The organism is Aeromonas sp. S18(2024) (genome assembly GCF_041402525.1).
Lineage (GTDB): Bacteria > Pseudomonadota > Gammaproteobacteria > Enterobacterales > Aeromonadaceae > Aeromonas > Aeromonas enteropelogenes.
In genome coordinates this window covers 1-25,587 of record NZ_JBGLQV010000011.1, presented here as the reverse complement: position 1 = coordinate 25,587, position 25,587 = coordinate 1, and the positions used below count along the sequence as shown (strand labels likewise).

At 61.1% G+C, this 25,587-nt stretch carries 28 protein-coding genes; 12 read left to right on the top strand and 16 right to left on the bottom strand.

Features of this window, described 5'->3' with window-relative positions; all coding sequences use genetic code 11:
* Positions 1–56 precede the first annotated feature (56 nt).
* Both ubiA and ACB034_RS16700 read right to left on the bottom strand, forming a co-directional pair.
* Positions 57–926, bottom strand: a complete 870-nt coding sequence (ubiA, locus tag ACB034_RS16705; RefSeq protein WP_201982746.1) for a 4-hydroxybenzoate octaprenyltransferase — start codon at positions 924–926, stop codon at positions 57–59.
* Positions 923–1,459, bottom strand: coding sequence for a chorismate lyase (locus tag ACB034_RS16700; RefSeq protein ID WP_371173293.1), 537 nt, complete (start codon positions 1,457–1,459; stop codon positions 923–925). The genes ubiA and ACB034_RS16700 overlap by 4 nt, the downstream gene beginning before the upstream one ends.
* A gap of 145 nt (positions 1,460–1,604) precedes the next feature.
* Here ACB034_RS16700 and ACB034_RS16695 point away from each other — a divergent pair, with 145 nt between their 5' ends.
* Both ACB034_RS16695 and ACB034_RS16690 read left to right on the top strand, forming a co-directional pair.
* A complete protein-coding gene (locus ACB034_RS16695) occupies positions 1,605–2,036 on the top strand; it encodes a flagellar basal body-associated protein FliL (protein ID WP_371173292.1) in 432 nt (143 codons plus the stop codon).
* Between the two features lie 112 nt (positions 2,037–2,148).
* A complete protein-coding gene (locus ACB034_RS16690) occupies positions 2,149–2,316 on the top strand; it encodes a hypothetical protein (RefSeq protein WP_124238653.1) in 168 nt (55 codons plus the stop codon).
* Positions 2,317–2,335: 19 nt separating this feature from the next.
* Here ACB034_RS16690 and ACB034_RS16685 read toward each other — a convergent pair whose 3' ends face one another.
* The 5 genes from ACB034_RS16685 to waaF all read right to left on the bottom strand — a co-directional run bounded on the left by ACB034_RS16685 (position 2,336) and on the right by waaF (position 6,357).
* Complete coding sequence (locus ACB034_RS16685; protein WP_268856159.1) at positions 2,336–2,668, bottom strand: DUF2799 domain-containing protein; 333 nt, start codon at positions 2,666–2,668, stop codon at positions 2,336–2,338.
* 137 nt (positions 2,669–2,805) lie between these two features.
* Positions 2,806–2,928 (bottom strand): hypothetical protein, encoded by a 123-nt coding sequence (locus ACB034_RS16680; RefSeq protein WP_260391510.1) that lies wholly within the window; start codon positions 2,926–2,928, stop codon positions 2,806–2,808.
* 74 nt (positions 2,929–3,002) lie between these two features.
* Positions 3,003–3,983, bottom strand: coding sequence for an MDR family oxidoreductase (locus tag ACB034_RS16675; RefSeq protein ID WP_371173291.1), 981 nt, complete (start codon positions 3,981–3,983; stop codon positions 3,003–3,005).
* 72 nt (positions 3,984–4,055) lie between these two features.
* Positions 4,056–5,321 carry a lipid IV(A) 3-deoxy-D-manno-octulosonic acid transferase gene (waaA, locus tag ACB034_RS16670; protein ID WP_371173290.1) on the bottom strand — a complete coding sequence of 422 codons (1,266 nt, stop codon included), beginning with the start codon at positions 5,319–5,321 and terminating at the stop codon, positions 4,056–4,058.
* Position 5,322: 1 nt separating this feature from the next.
* Positions 5,323–6,357, bottom strand: a complete 1,035-nt coding sequence (waaF, locus tag ACB034_RS16665) for a lipopolysaccharide heptosyltransferase II (protein WP_042070653.1) — start codon at positions 6,355–6,357, stop codon at positions 5,323–5,325.
* Between the two features lie 240 nt (positions 6,358–6,597).
* Here waaF and ACB034_RS16660 point away from each other — a divergent pair, with 240 nt between their 5' ends.
* The gene (locus tag ACB034_RS16660) at positions 6,598–7,374 is read left to right on the top strand and encodes a glycosyltransferase family 2 protein (RefSeq protein WP_371173289.1); all 777 of its coding nucleotides are present in this window, start codon (positions 6,598–6,600) and stop codon (positions 7,372–7,374) included.
* 58 nt (positions 7,375–7,432) lie between these two features.
* Here ACB034_RS16660 and ACB034_RS16655 read toward each other — a convergent pair whose 3' ends face one another.
* The gene (locus tag ACB034_RS16655) at positions 7,433–8,482 is read right to left on the bottom strand and encodes a glycosyltransferase family 9 protein (RefSeq protein ID WP_042070654.1); all 1,050 of its coding nucleotides are present in this window, start codon (positions 8,480–8,482) and stop codon (positions 7,433–7,435) included.
* A gap of 232 nt (positions 8,483–8,714) precedes the next feature.
* Between ACB034_RS16655 and coaD the strand changes: the two genes are divergently transcribed.
* Positions 8,715–9,197, top strand: a complete 483-nt coding sequence (coaD, locus tag ACB034_RS16650) for a pantetheine-phosphate adenylyltransferase (protein WP_371173288.1) — start codon at positions 8,715–8,717, stop codon at positions 9,195–9,197.
* 48 nt (positions 9,198–9,245) lie between these two features.
* On the opposite strand, the gene ACB034_RS16645 is transcribed toward coaD, so the two are convergent.
* The 6 genes from ACB034_RS16645 to radC all read right to left on the bottom strand — a co-directional run bounded on the left by ACB034_RS16645 (position 9,246) and on the right by radC (position 12,936).
* Entirely contained in the window at positions 9,246–10,151 is a 906-nt protein-coding gene (locus ACB034_RS16645) for a VirK/YbjX family protein (protein ID WP_371173287.1), read from the bottom strand.
* Between the two features lie 176 nt (positions 10,152–10,327).
* Positions 10,328–11,140 (bottom strand): bifunctional DNA-formamidopyrimidine glycosylase/DNA-(apurinic or apyrimidinic site) lyase, encoded by an 813-nt coding sequence (gene mutM, locus ACB034_RS16640; protein WP_042070656.1) that lies wholly within the window; start codon positions 11,138–11,140, stop codon positions 10,328–10,330.
* A gap of 23 nt (positions 11,141–11,163) precedes the next feature.
* Positions 11,164–11,619, bottom strand: a complete 456-nt coding sequence (locus ACB034_RS16635) for a hypothetical protein (protein ID WP_371173286.1) — start codon at positions 11,617–11,619, stop codon at positions 11,164–11,166.
* A gap of 90 nt (positions 11,620–11,709) precedes the next feature.
* Entirely contained in the window at positions 11,710–11,877 is a 168-nt protein-coding gene (rpmG, locus tag ACB034_RS16630; protein WP_005307500.1) for a 50S ribosomal protein L33, read from the bottom strand.
* Between the two features lie 11 nt (positions 11,878–11,888).
* On the bottom strand, positions 11,889–12,125 hold the full coding sequence (gene rpmB / locus ACB034_RS16625; RefSeq protein WP_005307492.1) for a 50S ribosomal protein L28: 237 nt from the start codon (positions 12,123–12,125) through the stop codon (positions 11,889–11,891).
* Between the two features lie 136 nt (positions 12,126–12,261).
* Positions 12,262–12,936, bottom strand: a complete 675-nt coding sequence (gene radC, locus ACB034_RS16620; protein ID WP_042070659.1) for a DNA repair protein RadC — start codon at positions 12,934–12,936, stop codon at positions 12,262–12,264.
* Positions 12,937–13,084: 148 nt separating this feature from the next.
* Here radC and coaBC point away from each other — a divergent pair, with 148 nt between their 5' ends.
* The 5 genes from coaBC (at position 13,085) to pgi (ending at position 18,715) form a co-directional block, all read left to right on the top strand.
* Entirely contained in the window at positions 13,085–14,287 is a 1,203-nt protein-coding gene (gene coaBC / locus ACB034_RS16615) for a bifunctional phosphopantothenoylcysteine decarboxylase/phosphopantothenate--cysteine ligase CoaBC (protein ID WP_371173285.1), read from the top strand.
* Between the two features lie 103 nt (positions 14,288–14,390).
* A complete protein-coding gene (gene dut / locus ACB034_RS16610; RefSeq protein WP_371173284.1) occupies positions 14,391–14,849 on the top strand; it encodes a dUTP diphosphatase in 459 nt (152 codons plus the stop codon).
* Positions 14,850–14,918: 69 nt separating this feature from the next.
* Entirely contained in the window at positions 14,919–15,515 is a 597-nt protein-coding gene (gene slmA, locus ACB034_RS16605) for a nucleoid occlusion factor SlmA (RefSeq protein ID WP_042027216.1), read from the top strand.
* 377 nt (positions 15,516–15,892) lie between these two features.
* Positions 15,893–16,729: a mechanosensitive ion channel domain-containing protein gene (locus ACB034_RS16600; RefSeq protein WP_371173283.1), complete on the top strand. Its 837-nt coding sequence runs from the start codon at positions 15,893–15,895 to the stop codon at positions 16,727–16,729.
* A 336-nt stretch (positions 16,730–17,065) separates the two neighbouring features.
* Positions 17,066–18,715, top strand: a complete 1,650-nt coding sequence (gene pgi / locus ACB034_RS16595) for a glucose-6-phosphate isomerase (protein ID WP_371173282.1) — start codon at positions 17,066–17,068, stop codon at positions 18,713–18,715.
* Positions 18,716–18,879: 164 nt separating this feature from the next.
* Here the strand turns inward: pgi and ilvC are convergent, their stop codons facing one another.
* Positions 18,880–20,361 (bottom strand): ketol-acid reductoisomerase, encoded by a 1,482-nt coding sequence (gene ilvC / locus ACB034_RS16590; protein ID WP_268856148.1) that lies wholly within the window; start codon positions 20,359–20,361, stop codon positions 18,880–18,882.
* Between the two features lie 226 nt (positions 20,362–20,587).
* Here ilvC and ilvY point away from each other — a divergent pair, with 226 nt between their 5' ends.
* Positions 20,588–21,481, top strand: coding sequence for an HTH-type transcriptional activator IlvY (gene ilvY, locus ACB034_RS16585; protein WP_042027211.1), 894 nt, complete (start codon positions 20,588–20,590; stop codon positions 21,479–21,481).
* On the opposite strand, the gene ACB034_RS16580 is transcribed toward ilvY, so the two are convergent.
* Complete coding sequence (locus ACB034_RS16580; protein WP_026457434.1) at positions 21,463–22,329, bottom strand: hypothetical protein; 867 nt, start codon at positions 22,327–22,329, stop codon at positions 21,463–21,465. The genes ilvY and ACB034_RS16580 overlap by 19 nt on opposite strands.
* Before the next feature lie 177 nt (positions 22,330–22,506).
* Between ACB034_RS16580 and ACB034_RS16575 the strand changes: the two genes are divergently transcribed.
* Positions 22,507–22,698, top strand: a complete 192-nt coding sequence (locus ACB034_RS16575) for a hypothetical protein (protein ID WP_042027209.1) — start codon at positions 22,507–22,509, stop codon at positions 22,696–22,698.
* Positions 22,699–22,771: 73 nt separating this feature from the next.
* Positions 22,772–25,345: a GNAT family N-acetyltransferase gene (locus tag ACB034_RS16570; protein ID WP_371173281.1), complete on the top strand. Its 2,574-nt coding sequence runs from the start codon at positions 22,772–22,774 to the stop codon at positions 25,343–25,345.
* Positions 25,346–25,587: the final 242 nt, after the last annotated feature.

Genomic DNA, 25,587 nt, shown 5'->3' with positions numbered 1-25,587 from the left:
CTCACTACAAATGAAGAAGGCCGCATGATGCGGCCTTCTTTTTGCTCGGGGAGTAGTCACCCCAGCAGGTAGTCGAGCACCAGCCCGGCGAACACCAGAGCCCCCACATAGTTGTTGTTGAGGAACGCCTGGAAGCAGGCCTCCCGCTGCCGTTCGCGAATGAGCCGCTGCTGATAGACGAACAGCACGGCGGCCCCCAGCAATCCCCAGTAGTAACTGCTGCCCAGCGCCATCAGCTGGCCGACCAGCAGCAGGATCAACAGGGTGGCCAGCTGCAGCACGCCGATAATCCGCTTGTCGTGACGGCCAAACAGGATGGCGCTCGACTTGAGCCCCAGCTTGAGGTCATCGTCCCTGTCCACCATGGCGTACTGGGTATCGTAGGCCACGGTCCACAGCAGGTTGGCGATAAACACCAGCCAGGCCACGGCCGGCAGTGCGTTGGCCTGCGCCGCATAGGCCATGGGGATCGACCAGGAGAAGGCCATGCCGAGCACCAGCTGGGGGATCGGAATGAACCGCTTCATGAAGGGATAGCTTACCGCCAGCAGCAGGCCGACGAACGACATGGCGATGGTGAGGGAGTTGAGGGTCAGTACCAGGCCAAACGAGATCAGGGCAAGCACGAAGAAGAGCGCCAGTGCCTCGCGGGGATCCACCTTGCCGGTCGGCAGGGGACGCCCCGAGGTGCGTTTGACGTGACCGTCGAAGTTGCGATCCGCATAGTCGTTGATGACGCAGCCGGCCGAGCGCATCAGAAACACGCCGACCACAAACACAGTCAGCACCCAGAGGTTTGGCAGTCCGCCGGCCGCCAGCCAGAGTGCCCACAGGGTCGGCCACAGCAGCAACAGGGTGCCGATGGGCTTGTCGATGCGGGCCAACTGCAGATATGCCAGACCCCGCTCCTTGGTTAACAGATTCACTCCAGCTCCTTGTCACAGACGAGAGAGGGCAGAAACAGCTCGTGAACCAGCAATGGCCACTGCCCCAGAAACAGACGGGAACGACGTCCCCAGACGATGGCGGCAGGGCAACGGGGATTGTCGGCAATGGCAAAACGAGCCAGCTGCAGATGATCACGTCGCACCGGCTCATTGCCAAACACCCGCTCCCCCAGGGGTTGCTCCCCCAGTTCGGCCAGACCACTGCCCTGCAGCGCCGCGTCGGCCAGCAGGGTCCAGCCCAGCACGGCCGGACCCAGATCGCCGTGGAGGATCACCTCCCGGCAGATCCCGGCAGGGGATGCAGCATCCACCAGCCACTGCTCATCGGTGGTCAGCGAGACGGGGCGATTGCCCAGCCATTCGACCGAGAAGTGCCGATTGTGTTGGCGCAGACGCCGGGTCATGGAGCCGGGCTCCAGCAGCCAGGGACGCAGGCTGGCCGGCAATTCGCAACTGTCGGGGGCCAACCACCCGGTTAACAGCGTGAGGGGAACAGTCAACTCGGACTTCACAGCTTCACCATCCAGAGATTTCCGTGTTCAGGTTAAAATCCGGTTTATTATCCGTAAATCAATAGCGAAATGTAAGAACATCCGTGCTTGACGCCCCCTTTGGCAGCATCAAAAATGGTGTATCTTCCGCCGATGAGCCATCTATATGAAGATCTTCAAAATTTTGCTGGTGTTGTTGCTGAGCGTGGGCGCCCTGCAGGTACGGGCTGCCGATGAGGAACCCGCTGCCGAAGGGGCCGAGGGAGCCGTCAAACCCGGATTTGCCTACCATGCGCTCGATCCGGATATCATCACCAACTACCTGAGCAACGGCAAAACCCTCGGCTACGTCAGGGTCACGGTGGAGTTGATGGCCGAAAACGATGCCGACCTCAAGCTGCTGGAGCAGCATGACCCCCTGATCCGCGACGCCATCATTCGCCTGATGGGCAGCAAGAGCGCCGATCAGATCAAGTCTCTGGTCAGCCGCGAGGAACTGCGCAAAGAGTGCGAGACCAAGGTCAACGAGTTGTTGCTCAAGGAGACCGGCAAGAAAGCCGTCCGCGAGCTGATCTTCACCAAGTTCCTCTATCAGTAATCTCCCACGGATCAGACGCTTATTGGCATTCAGGCCAATAAGCGCTCGGCGCCTGTTTATTCGAAATGAAAATTGATTACAATACGCTCGTCGAGTCGTAGAGGTAGTCGTTATGGGCAGCAAGACCCTGTGTGAGTGGCGTCGCCACGAAATCCCCGCGGATCTCAAGGCGCTGCGCAAAATCGTGCGCAAACCCAAATTCGTCTGCGGCAAATGTGCCCGCAGCGCTAACGACAAGAGTTATCTGTGCCAGCCGCTGCGGTTGAAAAAAGAGGAGTAGAGCCAAACCCGACGAGGCCCTATTGATCGGTCCAGCCCTGGCGCCCCTGCTCGAACAGCCTGCGCGCCTGCATGTCGTTGGGGCAGACACCACGGTACTCCTCCCCGGAGCGCCCGGCCAGATAGAGATGCTCCGGGCGGCAATACCAGGCCAGTCCTTTCTGATGCCCCTGCTGCCACAGCTCGCCATCCACCTTGTCGCCACACTGGGCACGATGGAACTCGATCCGCTCGGTGGTGAAGCCCAGCTTGCCGTCAGCCTCCCCCACCTCGCTCCACACCTTCTCGCAGGGATCATCGTTGGAGACACAGCCCCCCAGCAGGGCGGCAATCAGTATGACGGTGAGTCGCATAATCATCCTTGAGTGTCGTTTGAGCAGTTCATTCTAGCCAGAGCCTTGCCCCTCACCAAGCCTTCGCCCCCATTCCTGTGAGCCGCACAAAAAAATCAGGCGGGCTCAATGCCCGCCTGTTCATTTCATATCGTGGTTCACTGGTCATCGAAAGCGTCGTCATCCTGCCAGCTTTCGTCTTCCCATTGCTCCAGCTCGTCTTCCCAGGATTCCGGCTCCCATTCATCATCGAGATCGTAATCCGGCTTGTGTCCACCCATGCTCATTCTCCTTGGATAGTGCACCCGCACTCAAAGTCTATCCAGAAAAATGGGGCTCGCCAGTCAGGGAAAGATCAAAGCTTGACCAGGGTGCGACCCGCGACCTGGCCTTGCGTGATGGCCTCGGCGGCCTCGACCACCTGCTCCAGTCCTATCTCGGTCACCGCCTGCTCGAAGAAGCTGGCGGGCAGATCCCGAGCCAGGCGCTGCCACGCCTGTTGACGGCGCGCCAGTGGGCACATCACGGAGTCTACTCCCTGCAGACGCACGTTGCGCAGGATGAAGGGCATGACGGTGGTAGGCAGATCGAAGCCCCCCGCCAGACCGCAGGCCGCCACGGCGCCGCCATAGTTCATCTGGGCCAGCAGCTTGGCCAGCACCTGACTGCCGACGGTATCGACTGCCCCGGCCCACAGCTGCTTCTCCAGCGGCTTGGCAGGCTCCAGCAGTTCGCTGCGCGGCACGATGCGGCTGGCCCCCAGGGCAGTCAGCATCTCACCCTGCTCCTCGGGCCGACCGGTCAGGGCCGCAACCTTGTAGCCTTTTGCTGCCAGCAGCGCGACCGCAGTGGACCCCACCCCGCCGGCGGCGCCGGTCACCAGGACCTCGCCGCTCTGTGGGGTGAGCCCCGCCTCCTCCAGCGCCAGCACGCAGAGCATGGCGGTGAGGCCGGCAGTACCGATGCACATGGCCTGACGGGCATCCAGTCCGGCCGGCAGCGACACCAGCCAGTCCGCCTTGACTCGCGCCTGCTCGGCCATGCCGCCCCAGTGTCCTTCACCCACGCCCCAGCCGGTCAGCACTACATGATCACCGGGCTGATAGCGGCTGTCGGCCGATTCGAGCACGGTACCGGCGAAGTCGATGCCCGGCACCAGCGGCCACTGACGGACAATCTTGCCCCTGCCAGTGATGGCCAACCCGTCCTTGTAGTTGATGGAGCTGTAGCTCACCGCTACCCGTACTTCGCCTTCCGGCAACTGGCTCTCGGCCAGCCGGGTGAGGGTCGGAACCGTCTTGCCGTCTTGGTTTTCCAGTAACAGGGCCTTGAACATGAGTCTCTCCTCGAGATGAAGCATCAAATCAGCACAGCAGCGCATATCTGCCACGGCGCTCCGTAAATCGTCCTACTGGCTTTCGAGATCAGCCAGACAGCGGGAAAGGGTGCGGGCCAGGGCCCCCTGATTGCGCAGCACCACGGCGCGGGCCTGCTCTCCCATCTCGCGACGCCGGCTCTCGTCGGCCAGCAGCGCACTCACCCTCTCCCCCAACTCGGCAGCATCGGCCACCACGGCGGCACCACCCTGTGCCACCAGCTGGCGGGTGATGTCGCTGAAGTTGAAGTAGACGGGACCGGTCAGGCAGGGTTTGCCGAGCGCCGCCGGCTCCAGCAGGTTGTGGCCCCCCACCTTCACCAGACTGCCGCCGACGAAAGCCAGATCGGCCGCCGCCAGCATCAGCGGCAACTCGCCCATGGTATCGCCCAGATAAATCTTGTCGGTTGCGGTGACCGGGGCGGCGCTGGTGCGGCGCACACAACCATAAGATGCGCACAACTCGGCCACCCGATCGAAGCGCTCAGGATGGCGCGGCACCAGGATAAGCAAGGCATCGGGGTGACTGGTCAGCACCTGGTCGAAGGCGGCCAGCACCTGCTCGTCCTCTCCCTGATGGGTGCTGGCGGCGATCCAGACTGGCCGCTCCGCGCCCAGCTGCTGGCGCAGGGCGCGGCCTCTGGCCTGCACCTCGTCACCAAACTGGATATCAAACTTGATGGAGCCGGTCACCGCCAGTCGATCGCGTTCGATGCCGAGCCGGGCGAAGCGATCGGCGTCGTCCTGATGCTGGCAGAGCAAGCGGGTCAACGGCCGGCTGAGGGCATCAAAGGCCCCCTGAAAGCGGGCATAGCGCTGGCAGGAACGCTCCGAGAGGCGGGCGTTGATGATGGTCACCGGCAGATGGCGTTTCTCGCAGGCTGCCAGCCAGTTTGGCCACAGCTCGGTCTCCATCACCCAGAGCGCGCGCGGCTTGAAGGTGTCGAGAAAGGCCGCCACCGCCCAGGGGTAATCGAGGGGCGCATAGCGGTGTACCACCAGGTCGCCGAGCTTGGCTGCCTGTTCGGCGCCAGTACGGGTGGTGGTGGTGAGCAGGATCGGCAGATCGGGCCGCTCCGCTTTCAGGGCGCGAATGAGCGGCGTGATGGCCAACGTCTCCCCCACGCTCACCGCATGGATCCAGAACGGCGCCTCCTGGCCGGTGGCGGGCAGCCGACCCAGATGCTCGGCCCAGCGCTTGCCAAAGCCGGGCTTGCCCTTCTTCGGCTTGTAGAGCGCCAGCAGCGCCAGGGGCAATCCCAGATGGATCAGCAGGTTGTAGAGCAGGCGATAGGGCATCTTACTCGCTCTGCTCCAATTTGTTGCACGCCTCGATCACCTGCTCCGGCGGCAAATCGATCAGGCATTTGAGATGGCCGAACTTGCAGGTGCGCTTGAAGCAGGGGCGGCATTCGATGTCGGTGTGAACGATCTCGACCCGATCCGCCAGCGGCGGGGTATAGAGCGGCGAAGTGGAGCCATAGACTCCCACCAGCGGCCGGTTGAGGGCGGCGGCGATGTGCATCAGGCCGGAGTCGTTGGAGATAACCCGACCGGCCAGCGCCATCAGGTCGATCGCCTCGTGCAGGCTGGTCTTGCCCGCCAGCACGTGGCAGTTGGGGCGAGTCAGCATGTTGACCCGATCCCGGATGGTGTTGGCCACCGCCACGTCCTTGTTCGAGCCGAAGATCCACACCTGCCAGCCCTCGTCCAGATGCTGCTGGGCCACCACGGCGTAGTGCCCTTCCGGCCAGCGCTTGGCCGGGCCGAACTCGGCGCCGGGGCAGAGCACCAGCACGGGGCGACGCCGATCCAGCCCGAGCCGCGCCAGCGCCTTGTCCTGATTGACCAAGTCGACGTGAAGCGCGGGATGGGGAATGGCCGGAATATCGGCCCGGCTCTTCATCTGCGCCTTGGGATAAGCCAGCGCCAGATAGCCCTCCACCATCAGCGGGAAGGCGGACTTGTTGCTGCGCAGATCATTGAGCAGGCCGAAACGCTGCTCCCCCTTCCAGCCAGTTCGCACCGGAATGCCGGCGAACCAGGGGATGAGAGCAGACTTCATGGAGTTGGGTTGGACGATGGCCTGATCGTACTTTTCGGCCGCCAGCTGTTTGCCGAGGCGGCGGCGGGCCAGCAACTTGAAGTCGCCGTGACCGAGCGGCATGGTGATCGCCTTGTCCACCTCGGGCATCCGCTCCAGCAGGGCGCAGCACCAGGCGGGCGCCATCACGTGGAGCTCGCACTCCGGGTGGTTGGCCTTGATCGCCTTGTAGAGGCTCTGGGACATCACCATGTCGCCGACCCATGAGGGGCCGATCACCAATATTTTCATCACGCGTCTTCTCTCGGGGCTGGCCCGGCTGTTGATCATCACTGGCCGAGATTATGCCCCAAGAATGGTCGGAGAAATAACAGAAGATCCCGGTGGCCCCGCTGAACGGCTCAAAACGAGCGCCACTCAGCACCACCTCGGGCCGGATGCCCGACCATGCCCCGCCCGTCGTTTTAGGCTAGAATGGGCGCCAATTTGAGCATGGCCCGCCAGCCGGGCAGCAACCGTGAGCCCTCATCAGTGAAAAAACCGACTCTGGCCGCCGTTCTGATCGTCAAGAATGAAGCCGACAACCTGCGCAAGTGTCTCGCCTCCCTCGACGGGCTGGTGGACGAGATCGTCATCATGGATTCCGGCAGCCAAGACGACACTCCGGCCATCGCCGCCGAATTCGGCGCCCGCTTCTTCGTCAACAAGGTGTGGCCGGGATTTGGCAAGCAGCGCCGGTTGGCCCAGTCGCACGTGCAATCCGAATGGGTGCTCTGGCTGGATGCGGACGAGCGACTCACCCCCGAGCTGAAAGAGGCCATCGCCACCGTCATGGCCAACCCGGCCAGCGACACCATCTACTCGATCCCGCGCCTCTCCTGGGTGTTTGGCCGCTTCATCCGCCACAGCGGCTGGTATCCGGATCGGGTGCTGCGCCTCTATCCCAAGGCCCTCACCGGCTACAACGAGGCACTGGTGCACGAGAAGGTGGAGGTACGCGCCAACATGAAGATCGTCAACCTCCATGGCGACCTGCTCCACTTCACCTATCGGGATCTGGAGCACTATCTGGTCAAATCCGCCGGTTACGCCCGGGCCTGGGCCGATCAGCGCACCGCCCGCGGCAAGAAGGGTTCTCTCAGCCAGGGGCTGGTGCATGCGCTGGGCTGCTTCATCAAGATGTACCTGCTCAAGGCGGGCTTCCTCGATGGCAAGCAGGGGTTGCTGCTGGCTATCCTCTCCGCCCACTCCACCTTCGTCAAATACGCCGACCTCTGGGTGCGCCAGCAACCCGGGCAGCCGGAGTAACGGCATTCCGGCACTCGCCACCGGATACGAAACAGGGCCCCTCGGGGCCCTGTTTGCATTACTGCGGGTCGTTGCCGCGCCAGAAGGGGGCGGCCCAGCGGGCCATCTCGGGCACCATGGCCTTGGGATCGAGCTGGCTCATGTCCTCCGGATGATCGCTGTCCTCCGGCGGGCTGAAGGCGAGATGACGCCCTTCACTGTTGAGCGGCTTCCAGCGCAGCGGTGTGGCGGAGCGGCGCATCGGGAAGAAGCCGATGGTCGGCACGTCCAGCGCCCCGGCGATGTGCAGTGGGCCCGTGCTGCCGGCGATGAACAGGGCGGCGTTGGCGAGCACCTGACAGAACATCGGCAGCCCGTCGCTGGAGCGGTAGATCCAGCCGTTGCCGCCGTGGGCCAGCAGCTCGGCCGCCAGTTGCTCGGCCATCTTCTCCTCACCGGGGCCTGCGGTCAGCACGCACTGCAGCTCGGGGCAGGCCTGGTTCAGCTTGATGATGATGCGGGCATACTGCTCGATGGAGAGGTTGTTGGCCGAGCCGCCGCTACCGGCATGCACCATCAGCCAGGGGCGGCTGGCATCCAGCTTCAGCCTGGTGGCCAGCTGTTCGCGCACCTGTCGCAGCGCCGGTGCATCAAACTGCAGGAAGGGGGTATGGGGCTCTACCACCGCCACCTGATGATCGGCCAGGAAGCGGCGGATCAGCTCCAGGTTGTACTCAGACTCGGGCTTGAGAGAGCGGGAGCGGCGCTGGATCAGGCGCTGGTTGTAGAGCACCTGGGCCAGCTTGGTGGCTGGCGCCAGGCGATAAGGGATGTGCGCCTTCCACACCAGCATGGCGTTGCGGGAGTTGGAGAAGAGGCAGATGGACGCATCGAACGCGGCCGCCTTGATGCGCGCCAGCAGCGCGCGCTGTTGCTCCTTGTCGGCACGGACACCCGGATCGATGAGCACCTCGTCAATCCAGGGACAGAGCCGGGCCAGCGGCGCCGTATAGGCGGGAACCAGGGCAGTCACATGACATTCCATGGACTCCTTGAGCATGGCGAAACTCGGCCAGGCCAGCATGAAGTCACCAATCTTGTCATTGCGAACGACCAGAATACGTTTCATAAAAAATCCCTTTGCTCCCTGTCACCAATGCAAGGAGGCTTGATGCGCGATGCGGGTATTCTTGCCTGATGCAGGGCTATTCTCAAGTGAAGACGCCAGAGTGCCCCGATTTAAGCGACCAAATTGTGCATCTTGCACCGCTTCCTGCGGCAAACTGACGCTACCGCTCTCGCGGCAAGCCCTCAACAGACCCTATAATGCGACCAAATTTCCAGGTTGCAGGACTGCAAACATGACTACCAGGGTAATTTATCCGGGGACCTTCGACCCCGTGACCAATGGCCACGCCGACCTGATCGGTCGCGCCGCCAAGCTGTTTGACGAAGTCGTGGTCGGCGTCGCCAACAGCCCGAGCAAACGTCCGCTGTTCGATCTGGCAGAACGGGTCCAACTGGTTCAGCAAGTGACCAGTCACCTGCCCAACGTCAAGGTGGTGGGCTTTTCCGGCCTGCTGGTGGATTTCGCCAGAGAGCATCAGGCCAATGTGCTGATCCGCGGCCTGCGCGCCGTCTCAGACTTCGAGTACGAATTCCAGCTGGCCAACATGAACCGCCGCCTGATGCCGGAGCTCGAAAGCGTCTTCCTCACGCCAGCGGAAGAGAACTCCTTCATCTCCTCCACCCTGGTAAAGGAGGTGGCGCTGCACGGCGGCGACATCGCCCAGTTTGTCAACCCCGTAGTAGCCCAGGCCATCGCCACCAAACTGGGCCGCTGAGCAGGAGCTCTTCGCAACAAACAGGCTACCCGAGGGTAGCCTGTTTCATCAGGGCGCCAGTTGTTTGCTCGCCTGGCCTTGGGGTATATCGGCAAACTGCCGATCGATCGCATCCTGCAGCTGATCGAGCCACTCGTAACGACGCCGGTACATGGCGCGCTTCCTGGACGCCACCTCCTCCAGCGGTTTGCGCAGCGCCGGCTGCAGGGCCACGAAGTTGGCATCCACATCCTCGGCGCCGAACTCCTGCCACAGCTCATCATAATCGGCCAGCAAGTTACCCTTCTGTTTGCGGCTGTAGCGTCTGGCCTGAAAGACGTGGGCCCGCTTGCGCACCGCCAGCACCCGCTCGCCCCCCATGGCCCAGGCCAGTTGCAGCACCAGCATGACCAGCAGTGACTTGGGTCGCAGGCCGTGTCCTTCCCTGGTCAGCTCGCGCACCCGCGCCTGAGCCTGCTCGACTGCAGGCTCGGGCCCCTGCATGGAGCCTATCATCAGCTCGGGATGGGCAGCCGATCCCGCCAGCGAGAAGGCGCAGCTGTAGAGACGCAACCCCTGTGGATCGACGATGGAGAGTGCCAGCTCGGCCTCGCGGCGAAAGGTACCATCATGGCGCAGCAGGATGCGGCAATCGCTCCGGGGATAACGCCCCAGCTCGACCCCTTGCCCCAGATAGAGCGGCTCAATGAGAGTTGGATAGCGTGCCAGCAGCAGGCGATAGTGATCCTCCAGCATCTCGGCCCGCTCACGAGCGCGGGCACAGGCGAAGCGATAGGGTCGCATCGGCTTGTCGAGCAACTCGGGATAGCGGGTGGGCAGCGCCTTGAGAGGGGCGGCCCGAAACAGACTGAAGACCCGGTGCAACGACTTGCGATAAAGCAGGCTGCGCAGTACGAACTTGCCGCGGTTGAAGGTTTTGCGGGCACATCCCTCCGGATAGAGGTAACGGGCCATCTTTTTTGCGCAATAGCGCTCCTGCCGGGATAAATATTCCCAGTCTATTGATTTTACTGTCATTTTTATATCTCTAACCGCCTGAACGGCCGGAATACTAGTGACAGCTGCACACAGCTTCAACAGACGGGAAATACTCTCTTACAACTTCAACGGGATCCGCCGAAAAAACGGCCTCAACGCTGGCAATGGGAGCAGAAAACCGTGGTTCGCTGGCCCATTTTTACTTCGCTCAACAGGGTCTGACAGTGGTAACAGGGCTGGCCACCCCGGCCATAGACCTGCAGCTTCTGCACGAAATAGCCCGGCTTGCCGTCGGCACTGGTGAAATCCTTGAGCGTGGTGCCCCCCTGGCGAATGGCTTCGGCCAGCACCCGCTTTATCTCGGCCACCAGGGTTGCCAGCCGCTCGGCGCTGATGTTGCCGGCCGCCCGCTTGGGGTGGATGCCGGCGGCAAACAGCGCCTCGTTAGCGTAGATATTGCCGACCCCGACCACCACCTGATTGTCCATCAGGAACTGTTTGATGGCGGTGCTGCGCCCCTTGGCCCGCTCCCGCAGGTAATCGGCGCTGAAGGCGTCGGTGAGCGGCTCCGGCCCCAGCTTGGCCAGCAGGGCGTGCGCCTCGGCCGGTTCGCGAGTCCACAGCAAAGCCCCGAAACGGCGTGGGTCGTTGAGCCGCAGCAACTTGCCATTTTCGAGCTCGATATCCACGTGGTCATGTTTCTCGGCCGGCGTGCCGATATCCAGTACCCGCAGGCTGCCGGACATCCCCAGATGGAGGATGGCGGTACCAAAATCGGTCTCCAGCAGCAGATACTTGGCACGGCGCCGCACCCGATGGATGGTAAGATCCACCAGCTCCTGGATTTCGCCGGGCACCGGCCAGCGCAGACGACCGTCCCGCACCACCACCCGGGTGACCTTGATGCCGGTGAGCCAGGGGGAGATCCCCTGACGGCTGACTTCGACTTCTGGCAATTCAGGCATGACAACCTCGCAAGCAACAGGAATCAGGGGGCGGGACGCAGCAGGCCGCGATACTGCTCGGCACTCAGCGTGAGCCAGCTGCCTGATGGCAGTTGGGCCGCGTACTGGCCATTGTTCTGGTAGAGGCCCAATACCAGCGGATCGCTCTGGCCGGCAATCCATACCTTGAGGGTGACAGGGGCACCGCGCACCGCCTCGCCGGGGGGCAGCGACCAGCTCTGCCAACTGTCGATGCGGGCTGCCAGCCGGGCGCTGTCCAGCCCCAGGTCCGGCACGCTGCGCCAGCCCTGACCGACCCGCTCAATCTGCCAGCTAGGTCCCTGCCAGGTGAGTACCACGGCATCCGCCGACAACAGGGGACGCGCCCGCTTGGCGCTGTTTTCCTGTTGGGCAATCTCCAACCGGTGCAGCAGGGTGATCACAATCAACACCGCCACTATGATCACGTTATTCCAGCCTTTACGGCTCAGTTTGAACATGGCAAGCCTCCCTTCGAACCGGCAGTGTACTGAATTCGGCCCATAAAAAAACCCGGCACGAAGCCGGGTTTTTGAGACAAATTCAAGTAATTACTTGATTTTGCCTTCTTTGTAGATCACATGCTGACGAACAACGGGATCAAACTTTTTGATCTCCATTTTTTCGGGCATGGTGCGCTTGTTTTTGGTAGTGGTATAGAAGTGACCAGTACCGGCGCTGGAGTTCAGGCGAATTTTCTCGCGAATACCTTTAGCCATGATCTAATTCCTTATACCTTAACACCGCTGGCGCGCAGTTCAGCCAGAACCACTTCAACGCCACGCTTGTCGATGATACGCATGCCTTTTGCGGATACGCGCAGGCTTACGAAGCGTTTTTCACTCTCAACCCAGAAACGGTGAGTGTGCAGGTTCGGCAGGAAACGACGCTTGGTAGCGTTGTTAGCGTGCGAACGGTTGTTACCAACTGCCGGGCGCTTGCCGGTTACTTGGCATACTCTAGACATGTCAGTCTCTCCAAATCTTACTTCATTGCTCGAGCAAATATCTGCCCCGCTGGCCTTCGATTGCGGGGCAAACAGAAGGCGGCATTTTATACAGCATCCGTGATCAAAGATCAACTAATACGGCGCCAGAGCACAGTTATAACCAACCGCGCTCGGCAAAAGAAACCGTGATGCCATCACCGATCACCAAGTGATCCAGCACTCTGATATCGATCAGGGCCAAGGCGGCCGTGATCCGATCCGTGATCTGGCGGTCGGCCCTACTGGGCTCGGCGACGCCGGACGGGTGATTATGCGCCAGAATCACAGCGGCTGCATTATGTTTGAGCGCGATCTGCACGATTTCTCTGGGCCAGACGCTCGCCGCATCGATGGTGCCGTAGAAAAGTTCGACAAATTGGATGACCCTGTGCTGATTATCGAGCAATAACAGCGCAAACACCTCTCGCGGCCGATCCCGCAACTGGGCCTGTAGATAGTCCCGGGTCAGCTGGGGAGAAGTCAGCGCCTCGCCCCGTTGCAACCGCTCCGCCAGATGGCGCCGGGCCATCTCCAATACCGCCTGTAGTTGGGCGTATTTGGCCGGCCCCAGGCCATGGGCATCACAGAAAGCACGCTGGTCGGCCCCCAACAGGGTACGCAACGAACCGAACTGGCTGAGCAGCTGGCGGGAGAGATCCACCGCGCTCAGGCCGTTGACGCCGGTGCGCAGGAAGATGGCCAGCAATTCGGCATCGGAGAGCGCCGCGGGCCCCTGACGCAACAGCTTTTCCCTCGGGCGCTCATCCTCCGGCCACTCTTTGATGCTCATTTGTCTCTCCCCCGTCCCTGTTGAGAAAAAACATAGCAAAAAATCGCGGGAGCTCGGCCACAACTCCCCCAAGTCAATCTCTGTCGTCACTCCCAGCCTGTGGTATCTTAGCCGACCAGTCAGAATGAGCCGGATAGAGATACAGCAGATGAGATTGGCCGATAAACGCATCCTGTTGGGTGTCAGCGGCGGCATCGCCGCCTACAAGAGTGCCGAGCTGGTGCGCCGCCTGAAAGATCAGGGCGCCGAGGTTCGGGTGGTGATGACCCGCTCCGCCAAGGAGTTCATCACCCCGCTGACCCTGCAGGCCGTCTCCGGCCATCCGGTGGCCGACAGCCTGCTGGATCCGGCCGCCGAGGCCGGCATGGGCCACATCGAGCTGGCCAAGTGGGCCGATCTGGTGCTGATCGCTCCCGCCAGCGCCAACCTGATGGCCCGCATGGCGGCCGGTATGGCCGACGAGCTGCTCACCACCCTCTGCCTGGCGACTCCGGCTCCCGTGGCGCTGGCCCCGGCCATGAACCAGCAGATGTATCTCAATGCCGCCACCCAGGCCAACCTCAAGACCCTGGCCAGCCGTGGCATCCTGCTGTGGGGGCCGGACTCCGGCAGTCAGGCCTGCGGTGACGTGGGTCCGGGCCGGATGCTGGATCCTCTCGAACTGGTGGAACGTTGCTGCCAGCAACTGGCCGGCGAGCCGCTGCTGGCAGGTGTCAAGCTGCTGCTGACGGCGGGACCGACCCGCGAGGCGCTCGATCCGGTGCGCTACATCAGCAACCACAGCTCCGGCAAGATGGGTTACGCCATCGCCCGCGCCGCCCGCGAGGCGGGGGCCGAGGTGACCCTGGTGAGCGGTCCGGTGGCGCTGGCGACTCCGAGCGGGGTGGAGCGCATCGAGGTGGAGAGCGCCCTGCAGATGCATGAGGCGGTGATGAGCCGGGTTGGCGAGTGCGATCTCTTCATCGGATGCGCCGCCGTGGCCGACTATCGCCCCGAGCAGGTGGCCAGCCAGAAGATCAAGAAGAGTGGCGACAACGACCAGATGGCGCTGACCCTGGTCAAGAATCCCGACATCATCGCCGCCGTAGGGGCACTACCAAACAAGCCGTTCACGGTGGGATTTGCCGCCGAAACCGTGGATGTGGAACAATACGCCCTCGACAAATTGCGACGCAAACGGCTGGACATGATCGCCGCCAACGACGTGTCTCGCGAAGGGCAAGGCTTCAATGCCGATGACAACGCCCTGACCGTATTCTGGCAAGGGGGTCATGCTCCGCTGCCACTGGCCGACAAGCTGGCGCTGGCCCGTCATCTCGTCGCCCTGATTGCGCGCCACTACCGGCGCTGAGCGCCGGGTCGCCATGGGCTCCCGATAACACAAGACTCATGACACCCCGCCTTGCAGTGCAGAGACGGGGTGCCCACACAAGATCCAATTGAAAAAACGATTCATGACTACACAAATTGAACTGAAAATCCTGGATGCCCGTATCGGCACCGAGTACCCGCTGCCTGCCTACGCCACTCCGGGCTCTGCCGGCATGGATCTGCGTGCCCTGCTGGATGCGCCGCTGACCTTGGCCCCCGGTGATACCATCCTAGTGCCGACCGGTCTGGCCATTCACATCCAGGATCCCGGTCTGTGTGCCACCATCCTGCCCCGCTCCGGCCTCGGCCACAAACACGGCATCGTGCTGGGCAACCTGGTGGGTCTCATCGATTCCGACTATCAGGGCCAGTTGATGGTCTCGGTCTGGAACCGTGGCAAGGAGAGCTTCACCATGCAACCCGGCGAACGCATCGCCCAGCTGGTGATCATGCCGGTAGTTCAGGCCAGCTTCCAACTGGTCAATGAGTTTAACCAGAGCGAACGGGGTGAAGGCGGTTTTGGTTCCTCTGGTCGCCAATAACAAGACCACACAGCCCCTTGGGGCGGTGCCTAATAACAGAATCAAGCCATTGTTTTTTTAGGGGAATCCATGGCAAGCAGTAATCAGAAACAGAGTCGGCGCGACCAGATCCTGCAAGCGCTCGCCCACATGCTGGAAACCAGTCCGGGTCAGCGTATCACCACGGCTCGCCTGGCAGCCGAGGTCGGTGTCTCTGAGGCCGCTCTCTATCGACATTTTCCCAGCAAGGCGAGGATGTTCGAGGGGCTGATCGACTTTATCGAGGATTCCCTGCTGTCACGGGTCAATCTCATCATGACGGAAGAGAAAGACACCATGGCCCGCTGCCACCACATCCTGCAGCTGCTGCTGGTCTTCGCCGAGCGCAACCCGGGCATCACCCGCATCCTCAATGGCGATGCCCTGCTGGGTGAACACGACCGGCTGCGGGATCGCATCAGCATCCTGTTCGACAAGCTGGAGACCCAGATCAAGCAGGTACTGCGGGAAAAACGGCTGCGGGAAGGCCAGGGCTTCCAGCTCGACGAGACCATGCTGGCCAATCTGTTGCTGGCCTACACCGAGGGACGGATCAGCCAGTTTGTTCGTTCCGAGTTCAAGATCAAACCCACCGCCGGGTTCGAAGATCAGTGGCAATTCATCCGCAGCCAGCTGCTGCAGAGCTGAGCAGGAGGGACGGATCAACCATATACGTCCGTTCCGAGTTCAAGATCAAACCCACTGCCGGGTTCGAAGATCAGTGACAATTTATCCGCAGCCAGCTGCTGCAAAGCTGAGCCGGAGGGACGGATCAACCATGTACGTCCGTTCCGAGTTCAAGATCAAACCGACCGTCTGGTTTGAAGATCAGTGGCAATTTATCCGCAACCAGCTGCTGCAAAGCTGAGCCCGCACGAACCCATATGAGAAGGGAGGCCTTGGCCTCCCTTCCTTTTTGTGGCAACTTTTTACGGTAGAAAATAAGCACCAGATGCGACCCAGTCTGTCGCACTGCAATGTTAGATTCATCCGTTATCAATCTTTAGCATCTGACAGGATCTCCTATGGAACCCGAAATCATCACCGAAGCACAGACCTGGCTGGTCAACAACCAAGGGCTGCTGATCGAGTATGCCGTCAACATCGCCGCCGCCCTGCTGACCCTGCTGGTGGGCTATATCGCCGCCAACCTGATCAGTGGTGGCGTGGTCAAGGTGATGAAGAGCCGTAAGCTCGATGCCACCATCACCGAGTTCGTCGGCAGCATCCTTAAATACGCCATTCTAGTGTTCGTGGTAATTGCGGCACTGGGTCGGGTCGGGGTACAGACCGCCTCCTTCGTGGCCATCATTGGTGCCGCCGGTCTGGCCATCGGTCTGGCGCTGCAGGGCTCGCTGTCCAACTTCGCCGCCGGCTTCCTGCTCATCATCTTCCGCCCTATCAAGGCGGGCGAGTTCATCGAGGTGGCTGGCACTGCGGGCATCGTGCAGTCCGTGCAACTGTTCACCACCACCCTCACCTCCGGTGACAACAAGATGGTCGTGGTACCGAACTCCGCCATTCTTAACGGCACCATAGTCAACTACTCGCGCATGGATACCCGTCGCGTCGACATGACCTTCGGCATCGGCTACGGCTCCGACCTGCGCAAGGCCAAGCAGATCCTTGAGCGTCTGGTGAACGAAGAGCCACGCATCCTGAAAGATCCGGCCGCTACCATCGCCGTCGCCGCGCTGGCCGACTCCTCGGTCAATATCGTGGTGCGCCCCTGGGTGAAAACCGGTGATTACTGGGGTGTCTGGTTCGACTTCCACGAGAAGGTGAAGCTGACCTTCGATGCCGAGGGTATCGAGATCCCCTTCCCGCAGATGGTCATGCACACCGCCAAAGCCGGGGAGTGATGAATCCATCCCCTTGCTCACAATGCCAGCCTTCGGGCTGGCATTGTCTTTTTTTGGGGGCCCCGACCACACACAACCCGCACGGCGATATGAAAACCATTTCACATTCCCGGGTTGGTCCCATTCATGAGCAAGCGCAAGATCCTGCTTGCTTTCGTGACTCATAATCCCGACTTTCAGGGTGTACACTCCCCCAGTGACCCAAGGTTGTAAAAGACAATCGGTAAAACTCTGTTACATGAGCCGGCCAGCCGGCTCGCTATAATGCTCGGATAATAAGGTTTGGCGGGGCCTTGCCTGCAAGGTTCAAACACAACTTGGCATTTCAGGAATCCTATGAAAAACATCAATCCAACCCAAACCCAGGCCTGGCAGGCACTGGAAGCCCATTTTGCAGCTAACAAAGAGACTCGTCTCAAGGATCTGTTCGCGCAGGACCCGAAGCGCTTTGACAAGTTCTCCCTCACCTTCGGCGGCGACATCCTGGTGGATTACTCCAAGAACCTGATCACCGAAGAAACCCTCAAGTTACTGATTGATTTGGCCAAAGAGACCGATCTGCGCAGCGCCATCGACGCCATGTTCAACGGCGAGAAGATCAACATGACCGAAGGGCGCGCCGTGCTGCACGTGGCCCTGCGCAACCGCTCCGACCGCCCGGTCGAGGTGGACGGCAAGGACGTGATGCCGGAAGTGAACGCCGTACTGGCCAAGATGAAGGGCTTCTGCGAGAAGGTCATCTCCGGCGAGTGGAAAGGTTACACCGGCAAGCCGATCCAGCATGTGGTCAACATCGGCATCGGCGGTTCCGATCTCGGTCCCGTCATGATCACCGAAGCCCTGCGCTCCTACAAGAATCACCTGGAGATGCACTTCGTCTCCAACGTCGACGGCACCCACATCGCCGAGACCCTCAAGAAGATCGATCCGGAAACCACCCTGTTCCTGGTGGCCTCCAAGACCTTCACCACTCAGGAGACCATGACCAACGCCCTGAGCGCACGCGACTGGTTCCTGGGGCATGCCGGTGACAAGGCCCACGTTGCCAAGCACTTCGCAGCCCTCTCCACCAACGGTAAGGCCGTGGCCGAGTTCGGTATCGACACCAACAACATGTTCGAGTTCTGGGACTGGGTTGGCGGCCGTTACTCCTCTTGGTCCGCCATCGGCATGCCCATCGCCCTGTCGGTCGGTTTCGACAACTTCGAGGCCCTGCTGCAAGGCGCCTTCGAGATGGATATGCACTTCGCCACCGCCTCCTATGAGCAGAACGTGCCGGTGCTGCTGGCTCTGATCGGCCTGTGGTACAACAACTTCTACGGCGCAGAGTCCGAAGCCATCCTGCCCTACGACCAGTACATGCACCGCTTCCCTGCCTACTTCCAGCAGGGCAACATGGAGTCCAACGGCAAGTACGTGGACCGCAACGGCAACAAGGTCGACTACCAGACCGGTCCCATCATCTGGGGTGAGCCGGGTACCAACGGCCAGCACGCCTTCTACCAGCTGATCCATCAGGGCACCAAGCTGATCCCCTGTGACTTCCTGGCGCCAGCCATCAGCCACAACCCCATCGGTGATCACCATCCGAAACTGCTGGCCAACTTCTTCGCCCAGACCGAGGCCCTGGCCTTCGGCAAGAGCAAGGAAGCCGTGGAGGCCGAATTCCTGGCCGCCGGCAAGACCCTGGAGCAGGTCAAGGATCTGGTGCCGTTCAAGGTGTTCGAAGGCAACCGCCCGACCAACAGCATCCTGTTCAAGAGCCTGACCCCGAAAACCCTGGGTGCCCTGATCGCCATGTACGAGCACAAGATCTTCGTGCAGGGCGCAATCTGGAACATCTTCAGCTTCGACCAGTGGGGCGTGGAGCTGGGCAAACAGCTGGCCAACAAGATCCTGCCGGAGCTGGGCACCGACGAGGCTGTCACCAGCCACGACTGCTCCACCAACGGCCTGATCAACACCTGGAAAGCCTGGAAGGCCTGATTTTCCCGGCTGACCTGAATGCAAAAGCCCCGCTCGATGAGCGGGGCTTTTTTATAGCTATCAATCGGTCTGCTTGCATGATCCGGAGGACTGGCCAGGTGTCCAAGCCGGGCAGTAACGGGGATCGTCATCCCCGCCCCTTCATCATCCAGCCCGATGCAGGCTTAACCGCCGACGGCGATACGCTTCATGTCCTTCATGTAGCCACGCAGTACCTGACCGATCTTCTCGATCGGGTGGTTGCGGGTCGCCTCGTTGGCTGCCAGCAGCGCCTGGTTGTCCACGCTCTGGCTCTCGGCCTGGCTGGCCCCCAGGTCACCGGCTTTCAGAGTCGGCATAAAGTGCTCACGCAACAGGGGCACGGCGGCGTTGGCAAACAGGTAGTTGCCATATTCGGCGGTGTCGGAGATGACCACGTTCATCTCGTACAGACGCTTGCGAGCAACTGTGTTGGCGATCAGCGGCAACTCGTGCAGGGATTCGTAGTAGGCAGACTCCTCGTAGATACCGGAGGCCACCATGGTTTCGAACGCCAGCTCGACACCCGCCTTGACCATGGCCACCATCACCACGCCATTGTCGAAGTACTCCTGCTCGGCGATCTTGCCGGCATAGGCAGGGGCGTTCTCGAAGGCGGACTTGCCGGTCTCTTCGCGCCAGGTCAGCAGCTTGACGTCATCCTCGGCCCAGTCGGCCATCATGCCGCGGGAGAACTCGCCGGCGATGATGTCATCCATGTGCTTCTCGAACAGCGGGCGCATCAGGGTCTTGAGCTGCTCGGAGAGCTCGAAGGCGCGCAGCTTGGCCGGGTTGGCGAGTCTGTCCATCATCAGGCTGATGCCACCCTGCTTCAGGGCTTCGGTGATGGTCTCCCAGCCGAACTGGATCAGCTTGCCGGCATAGGCCGGGTCTGTGCCCTCGGCAACCAGCTTGTCGTAACAGAGCAGGGAACCGGCCTGCAGCATGCCACAGAGGATGGTCTGCTCGCCCATCAGGTCGGATTTCACTTCCGCCACGAAGGAGGACTCCAGCACCCCGGCACGGTCGCCGCCGGTGGCGGAGGCCCACGCCTTGGCGATGGCCATGCCTTCACCCTTGGGATCGTTCTCCGGGTGAACGGCGATCAGGGTCGGCACGCCGAAGCCGCGCTTGTACTCTTCACGCACTTCAGTACCCGGGCACTTCGGCGCTACCATCACGACTGTGATGTCGGCGCGGATCTGCTGACCCTCTTCCACCACGTTGAAGCCGTGGGAGTAGCCCAGCGCAGCGCCCTGCTTCATCAGCGGCATCACGGTCTTGACCACGTCGGAGTGCTGCTTGTCCGGCGTCAGGTTCAGCACCAGATCGGCGGTCGGGATCAGCTCTTCATAGGTACCGACCGCAAAGCCGTTGTCGGTGGCCTTCTGCCAGGAGGCGCGCTTCTCGGTGATGGCGGCCTTGCGCAGGGCATAGGCGATATCCAGTCCGGAATCGCGCATGTTCAGGCCCTGGTTCAGACCCTGGGCACCACAGCCCACAATCACCACCTTCTTGCCTTTCAGCACGTCGCAGCCGTCGGCGAATTCTGCGCGCTGCATGAAACGACACTTGCCCAGCTGGGCCAACTGCTGACGCAGGTTCAAGGTGTTGAAATAGTTAGCCATGGTGATTGCTCCGTTCGATTGATTCCATGCCGGTGACGGCGTTGTCTGAACCACTATAGCGCGGGACACATATTGCCTGAACTGATATATTCGAAACAGTGCGTTGCAGGAATTGAAATGTGAGTCTGAGCAATGTCGGGCTGTTTCCCCCTCTTTTCTGAATGGGTGGAAGCGATGACCCGGGCAGATTGACTCGGCACACCAGGCCGCAGCAGGAATAAAAAAGATGGACCTTCGCAACCTCGAGCTGTTTCTCCACCTCGCCGACTCCCTCCACTTCGGCAAGAGCGCCGATGCCATGGCGGTCAGCCCCTCCACTCTGAGCCGCGCCATCCAGCGCCTCGAGCAGGAGACCGGCTGCGTCTTGTTCGAACGGGATAACCGCTCGGTGCGCCTTACCCCGGCCGGCGAGAAGCTGCGCGAGTTTGGTGGTGGATTGCTGCAGGAGTGGCGCCAGCTCAAGCAGGAGCTCAAACGCAACGACGAACCGCTGCAAGGACGGCTGCGAGTCTTCTGCTCGGTCACCGCCAGCTATTTTCTGCTGCCCGAGGTGCTGGAGCGCTTTCGCCGTCGCTACCCCCAGCTGGAGATCAAGCTGGAAACCGGCGACCCGGCGCTGGCGGTGGACAAGATCCTGGCCGATGAGGTCGATCTGGCCATCGCAGCCCGCCCGGATGCCCTGCCCGCCAAACTGGAATTTGCCAGCCTGCAGCGGGTCCCGCTGGTCTTTATCGCCCCGCGCAACGCCCCCCAACTCAACCAGTGGTTTCATCAGGGAGAACCGGACTGGGAGCGACTGCCGCTTATCCTCTCGGAACAGGGGCTGGCCCGTAAACGCAGTGACCAGTGGTTTCGCAACAAGGGGATAGCTCCCAACATCTATGCCGAAGTGGTGGGCAACGAGGGGATCGTCGCCATGGTGGCGCTTGGCTGCGGTGTGGGGTTGGTACCCGCCGCCGTCATCGATCACAGCCCAATGGGCGAGAAGGTGCGCATCGTCGAACCCAAACCGGCGCTCAAGCCATTCGACGTCGGCATAGTGGTTTCACGCAAACGGCTTGAGGAGCCCCTCATCCGCGCCTTCTGGGACACGGCACAGAATCAGGGGGCGCTGCGTTGATCCGGATTGTAGATGAGGGTTGGGTCGGCCATCATGGGCCGGCTGCTCAGCGGCAATCCGGGGTTATGCAGTTCAAAGCGCGTCCGTTGCTCCAGCTTCAGATTACGCACCGTCTTGCCAAACGACTCTTCGAATACCTGTTCAAAGGCACCTGACTGCCGCGCCCGCTGCAACCCAAGCTCAATGCGCTGCGCGAGCTCTGGGTATTTGGGCGAGACGAAGAACAACAAGGCCAGCGGGTAACGAAAAACCAGGTGCGGCTCGATGGCCAGATAGGGGTGCGCCTTGAGCTCGTCCTCGACTTCGATGACGGAGCGCAGGAAGCAGTCGAAGCGCCTCTTGCGCAACATGTTGAACAATACGTCGTACAGGCTCCCCACCACCACTTTCAAACCATTTGCCTTGAGCAGTTCGGTATCCGGCCAGAATCTGTGCTGGCCAATGGTCAACCCGGATTGCTGCCATTGGGCCAGGGACTGGATATGGGCAAAGCGCCCCTCATCTCCCTGCCGGATCAGGCAGACCCGCCACCCCAACAGCCCCTTGGCCAGCGGGATATGCACAGCCAGCAGATCCTGCTCCCGCTCGCTGTCCGGTGCAAACACGGCCACTTGCACCGAACCGTCACCGCTCATCTCCTTGACCACACGCCCCTGCTCCATGGGTGCGCTGGCAATCAGTCGATAGGGGCCATATTCGGGGATGGTGAGTTCGAGGGAGAGACGCAGCAACTCGGGAACGGCGGGATTGGGGTGCTGCAGCAACTGATTCCAGACACGGATCGGCTGTTCAGCTGCCGAAAGGCTGGTCGCCATCAATGTGATACACAGTAGCCATGCCCTGACCATGCTCTAACACCCGGATGTCATACGCCTCCCATTACTATAACGCCCCACGGTTTCGAGGGGAGTACGGCGTGACAGATGTGTGAACCGTCCCGTGTCAAATATGACAATAGGAAAAGCCGGCAGATAATCGCAGACTCGGGCTGCTGACAAGGGACCGACTATTCAGGGAGAAGAGCCATGAAACAGCATTTGGTCGAGATAAAGGGGGCAACCCTGTTCGAGGAGTACCTGCAAAGCATGGGGGTCCCGAACACATTGCTGGACAGGGAACGGGATATCTATCTGCAGGATCGCCATCTGGGCGCAATCCGCCAGGTGCAGGGCGAGCTGAGATTTTATCTGCGCGCCAATGCCCTGAACAAACAGTGATCAGGAACCGGTCACAGAACCCGCTGCAAAGAGGTATTAGACTGGTATCTTCCCCCTTTCGCCGGGAGTGCCCATGAAAGCAAGCGGTCTGGATCGTCTGTTCAAGCCTCACTCAATTGCCGTGATCGGCGCTTCTACCGACCCGCTCAAGGCAGGTCATGTGATCGTCCGCCACCTGCTGGCAGGGCAGTTCAAGGGACCCATCCTTCCCGTCACCCCCAAGGACAAGGCCATCGCCGGCGTGCTGGCCTATCCCGATGTTGCCAGCCTGCCGCTGGTGCCGGATCTCGCCATCATCTGCACCAAGCGGGAACGAGTCCTGCCACTGCTGGAAGCGCTCGGCCAGAAAGGCACGGGGGCTGCCATCATACTGGCAGGGGACTTTTCCGATGAGGAACGGCGGGAGCTGAAGCGGGTCTGCCAACAATACGGCATCCGCCTGCTGGGACCGAACAGCATGGGCATGCTGCTGCCCGGGCAAGGGATCAACGCCAGCTTCTCTCCCATCACGGCCAAGCCGGGCCAGGTCGCCTTTCTCTCCCAGTCGGCCGCCGTCAGCGCCACCATACTGGACTGGGCCAAGCAACATGAGCTGGGCTTCTCTGCCTTCATCTCCCTCGGCGATCACTGTGACATAGACTTCGGCCAGCTGCTGGATCAACTCTCCCGCGACAGCACAACCCGCGCCATCCTGCTCTATATGGACAAGCTGCACGATGCCCGCCACTTTCTCTCCGCCGCCCGGGCCGCGTCGCGCAACAAGCCCATCCTGATACTCAAAAGCGGTCGCCACAACCCAAGCCATGGCCTCGACAACGTCTATGATGCCGCCATTCGCCGCGCCGGCATGCTGCGAGTTAGAGATACCCACGAGCTGTTTGCGGCGGTAGAGACCCTGAGCCATTCGATGACCCTCAAGGGGGAGCGACTGGCCATCATCTCCAATGGCCGGGGCTTGGCCAACATGGCGGTGGATGTGCTGCTGGAGCGTGGAGGCAAACTTGCCCTCCCTCCGCTGGACATAGGTAGTGATGCGACCATCACCACCTATCAGGAGGCGCTGGACCACTTGCTGCAAGAGGAGGGCATAGACGCCATCCTGATCATCCATGCGCCTTCGCTGACCGCCCCCAGCGCGCCACTGGCAAGCCATCTCATCACCCATCTCAAGCAGCATCCCAGAGCGCGTCGGCTCAATATCCTGACCAACTGGGCCGGGGAATATTCGGCGCAGGAGGGGCGCAAGCTGTTCACCGAGGCGGGCATTCCTACCTACCGCACACCCGAAAGCGCCATGGCCGCCTTCATGCATATGGTGGAATATCGTCGCAACCAGAAGCAGTTGATGGAAACTCCCGCCTCCCTGCAAGGCAACCAGCTCAATATCGAGTTGTGCCAACAGCTGCTTCGCCAAGCCAGAGAGCGCAACCAGTCGAGGCTGGATACCCATCTCGCCCACCCCATATTGCAAGCGGCCGGCCTCTCGACTCTGCCGACCTGGATCGTCACTGATGCCATCGAAGCCACCTTGACGGCGGAGCAGATTGGCTACCCGGTCGCGGTCAAGCTGCGTTCACCCGACATCTTCCACAAATCTGCCGTGCATGGCGTGATGCTCAACCTGCGCACCTCGACCGAGGTGGCACAAGCCGCCGACGCCATTCTGGACAGGGTTCGGCAGCACGACCCGGGCGCCCGCATCGAAGGTCTGCTGGTGCAGCGGATGGCACGCCGCAGCGGCGGCCTGGAGCTGCGGGTGCGGATCCAGCAGGATGCAGTGTTTGGCCCCGTCATCCTGCTTGGAGAATCAGGAGCCGAGCCCCAAGAGATGGTTGCGGCCCTGCCGCCACTGAATCAGGCGTTGGCTCGTTACCAAATCATCGGTGCCATGAAGAGCCGCAAGATCCGTGAACAGGCGACGCCAGTGCGGCTGAATATCGATGCGCTCAGCCAGGTGCTCTGTCAGCTTTCCGAGCTGATACTGGCTTTTCCCGACATCCATGAGCTGGATCTCCACCCACTGCAGGCATGCGACAGCGAAATGGTCGTGCTGGATGCCAGCATCACCCTGGCCGATCCCAGCGCATCACCACCCAATCGACTGGCCATCCGCCCCTACCCTACCGAGCTTGAGGAGGGGGCCTGGCTCAAGGATCAGAGCCATATACTGCTGCGGCCGATCCGCCCGGAGGATGAACCGGCCCACAAGCAGTTCGTACTGCAAGTGTCCGATGAAGACAGGTACAAACGCTTCTTCGCGGATGTGGGAGAGCTGGGGCATGAAGAGCTGGCACGGATGACCCAGATAGATTACGACCGGGAGATGGCTTTTGTGGCCGTTGGCCAGGATGGTGATTTTCAGGATCAGATCCTGGGTGTAGTTCGCGCCATCAGCACCCCGGACCACAGTGATGCAGAATTTGCCATCCTGGTACGCTCCGATTTGAAAGGGCTTGGCCTCGGTAAACTGATGATGGAGAAGATTGTTCGCTACGCCAGAGAGCAGGGGATTGAACAGCTATCAGGCATGACCATGCCCAGCAATCGCGGCATGATCAATCTAGCCAAGCGCCTGGGATTCAAGGTCGAACTGCACATGGAAGAGGGGGTGGTCAATATGGTGCTTGCTTGCAGCCATGGCCATTAAGCGGCATCCCATGTGTAACCCCATCCCACACTAACCGTTTGAAATGAGCGAAATACACAAACGAATACAGCGGAATAAGGACTCACAGAAAACCAAAAAGGACAAATATTGAGCAAGAAGCAGAATTTCAGGCAATAAAAAACCCCGCTCAGTGAGCGGGGTTTTCGTGTTGGGTGCCTGGCAGTGTCCTACTCTCGCATGGCGAATGCCACACTACCATCGGCGCTACCGCGTTTCACTTC

What these genes read in the sequence shown, in the direction of transcription:
- ACB034_RS16695 (WP_371173292.1), top strand. Translation starts at nt 1,605, where the DNA reads ATGAAGATCTTCAAAATTTTGCTGGTGTTGTTGCTGAGCGTGGGCGCC.
- ACB034_RS16690 (WP_124238653.1), top strand. Translation starts at nt 2,149, where the DNA reads ATGGGCAGCAAGACCCTGTGTGAGTGGCGTCGCCACGAAATCCCCGCG.
- ACB034_RS16685 (WP_268856159.1), bottom strand. Translation starts at nt 2,668, where the DNA reads ATGCGACTCACCGTCATACTGATTGCCGCCCTGCTGGGGGGCTGTGTC.
- ACB034_RS16680 (WP_260391510.1), bottom strand. Translation starts at nt 2,928, where the DNA reads ATGGGTGGACACAAGCCGGATTACGATCTCGATGATGAATGGGAGCCG.
- ACB034_RS16675 (WP_371173291.1), bottom strand. Translation starts at nt 3,983, where the DNA reads ATGTTCAAGGCCCTGTTACTGGAAAACCAAGACGGCAAGACGGTTCCG.
- waaA (WP_371173290.1), bottom strand. Translation starts at nt 5,321, where the DNA reads ATGCCCTATCGCCTGCTCTACAACCTGCTGATCCATCTGGGATTGCCC.
- waaF (WP_042070653.1), bottom strand. Translation starts at nt 6,357, where the DNA reads ATGAAAATATTGGTGATCGGCCCCTCATGGGTCGGCGACATGGTGATG.
- ACB034_RS16655 (WP_042070654.1), bottom strand. Translation starts at nt 8,482, where the DNA reads ATGAAACGTATTCTGGTCGTTCGCAATGACAAGATTGGTGACTTCATG.
- coaD (WP_371173288.1), top strand. Translation starts at nt 8,715, where the DNA reads ATGACTACCAGGGTAATTTATCCGGGGACCTTCGACCCCGTGACCAAT.
- ACB034_RS16645 (WP_371173287.1), bottom strand. Translation starts at nt 10,151, where the DNA reads ATGGCCCGTTACCTCTATCCGGAGGGATGTGCCCGCAAAACCTTCAAC.
- mutM (WP_042070656.1), bottom strand. Translation starts at nt 11,140, where the DNA reads ATGCCTGAATTGCCAGAAGTCGAAGTCAGCCGTCAGGGGATCTCCCCC.
- ACB034_RS16635 (WP_371173286.1), bottom strand. Translation starts at nt 11,619, where the DNA reads ATGTTCAAACTGAGCCGTAAAGGCTGGAATAACGTGATCATAGTGGCG.
- rpmG (WP_005307500.1), bottom strand. Translation starts at nt 11,877, where the DNA reads ATGGCTAAAGGTATTCGCGAGAAAATTCGCCTGAACTCCAGCGCCGGT.
- rpmB (WP_005307492.1), bottom strand. Translation starts at nt 12,125, where the DNA reads ATGTCTAGAGTATGCCAAGTAACCGGCAAGCGCCCGGCAGTTGGTAAC.
- radC (WP_042070659.1), bottom strand. Translation starts at nt 12,936, where the DNA reads ATGAGCATCAAAGAGTGGCCGGAGGATGAGCGCCCGAGGGAAAAGCTG.
- coaBC (WP_371173285.1), top strand. Translation starts at nt 13,085, where the DNA reads ATGAGATTGGCCGATAAACGCATCCTGTTGGGTGTCAGCGGCGGCATC.
- dut (WP_371173284.1), top strand. Translation starts at nt 14,391, where the DNA reads ATGACTACACAAATTGAACTGAAAATCCTGGATGCCCGTATCGGCACC.
- slmA (WP_042027216.1), top strand. Translation starts at nt 14,919, where the DNA reads ATGGCAAGCAGTAATCAGAAACAGAGTCGGCGCGACCAGATCCTGCAA.
- ACB034_RS16600 (WP_371173283.1), top strand. Translation starts at nt 15,893, where the DNA reads ATGGAACCCGAAATCATCACCGAAGCACAGACCTGGCTGGTCAACAAC.
- pgi (WP_371173282.1), top strand. Translation starts at nt 17,066, where the DNA reads ATGAAAAACATCAATCCAACCCAAACCCAGGCCTGGCAGGCACTGGAA.
- ilvC (WP_268856148.1), bottom strand. Translation starts at nt 20,361, where the DNA reads ATGGCTAACTATTTCAACACCTTGAACCTGCGTCAGCAGTTGGCCCAG.
- ilvY (WP_042027211.1), top strand. Translation starts at nt 20,588, where the DNA reads ATGGACCTTCGCAACCTCGAGCTGTTTCTCCACCTCGCCGACTCCCTC.
- ACB034_RS16580 (WP_026457434.1), bottom strand. Translation starts at nt 22,329, where the DNA reads ATGGTCAGGGCATGGCTACTGTGTATCACATTGATGGCGACCAGCCTT.
- ACB034_RS16575 (WP_042027209.1), top strand. Translation starts at nt 22,507, where the DNA reads ATGAAACAGCATTTGGTCGAGATAAAGGGGGCAACCCTGTTCGAGGAG.
- ACB034_RS16570 (WP_371173281.1), top strand. Translation starts at nt 22,772, where the DNA reads ATGAAAGCAAGCGGTCTGGATCGTCTGTTCAAGCCTCACTCAATTGCC.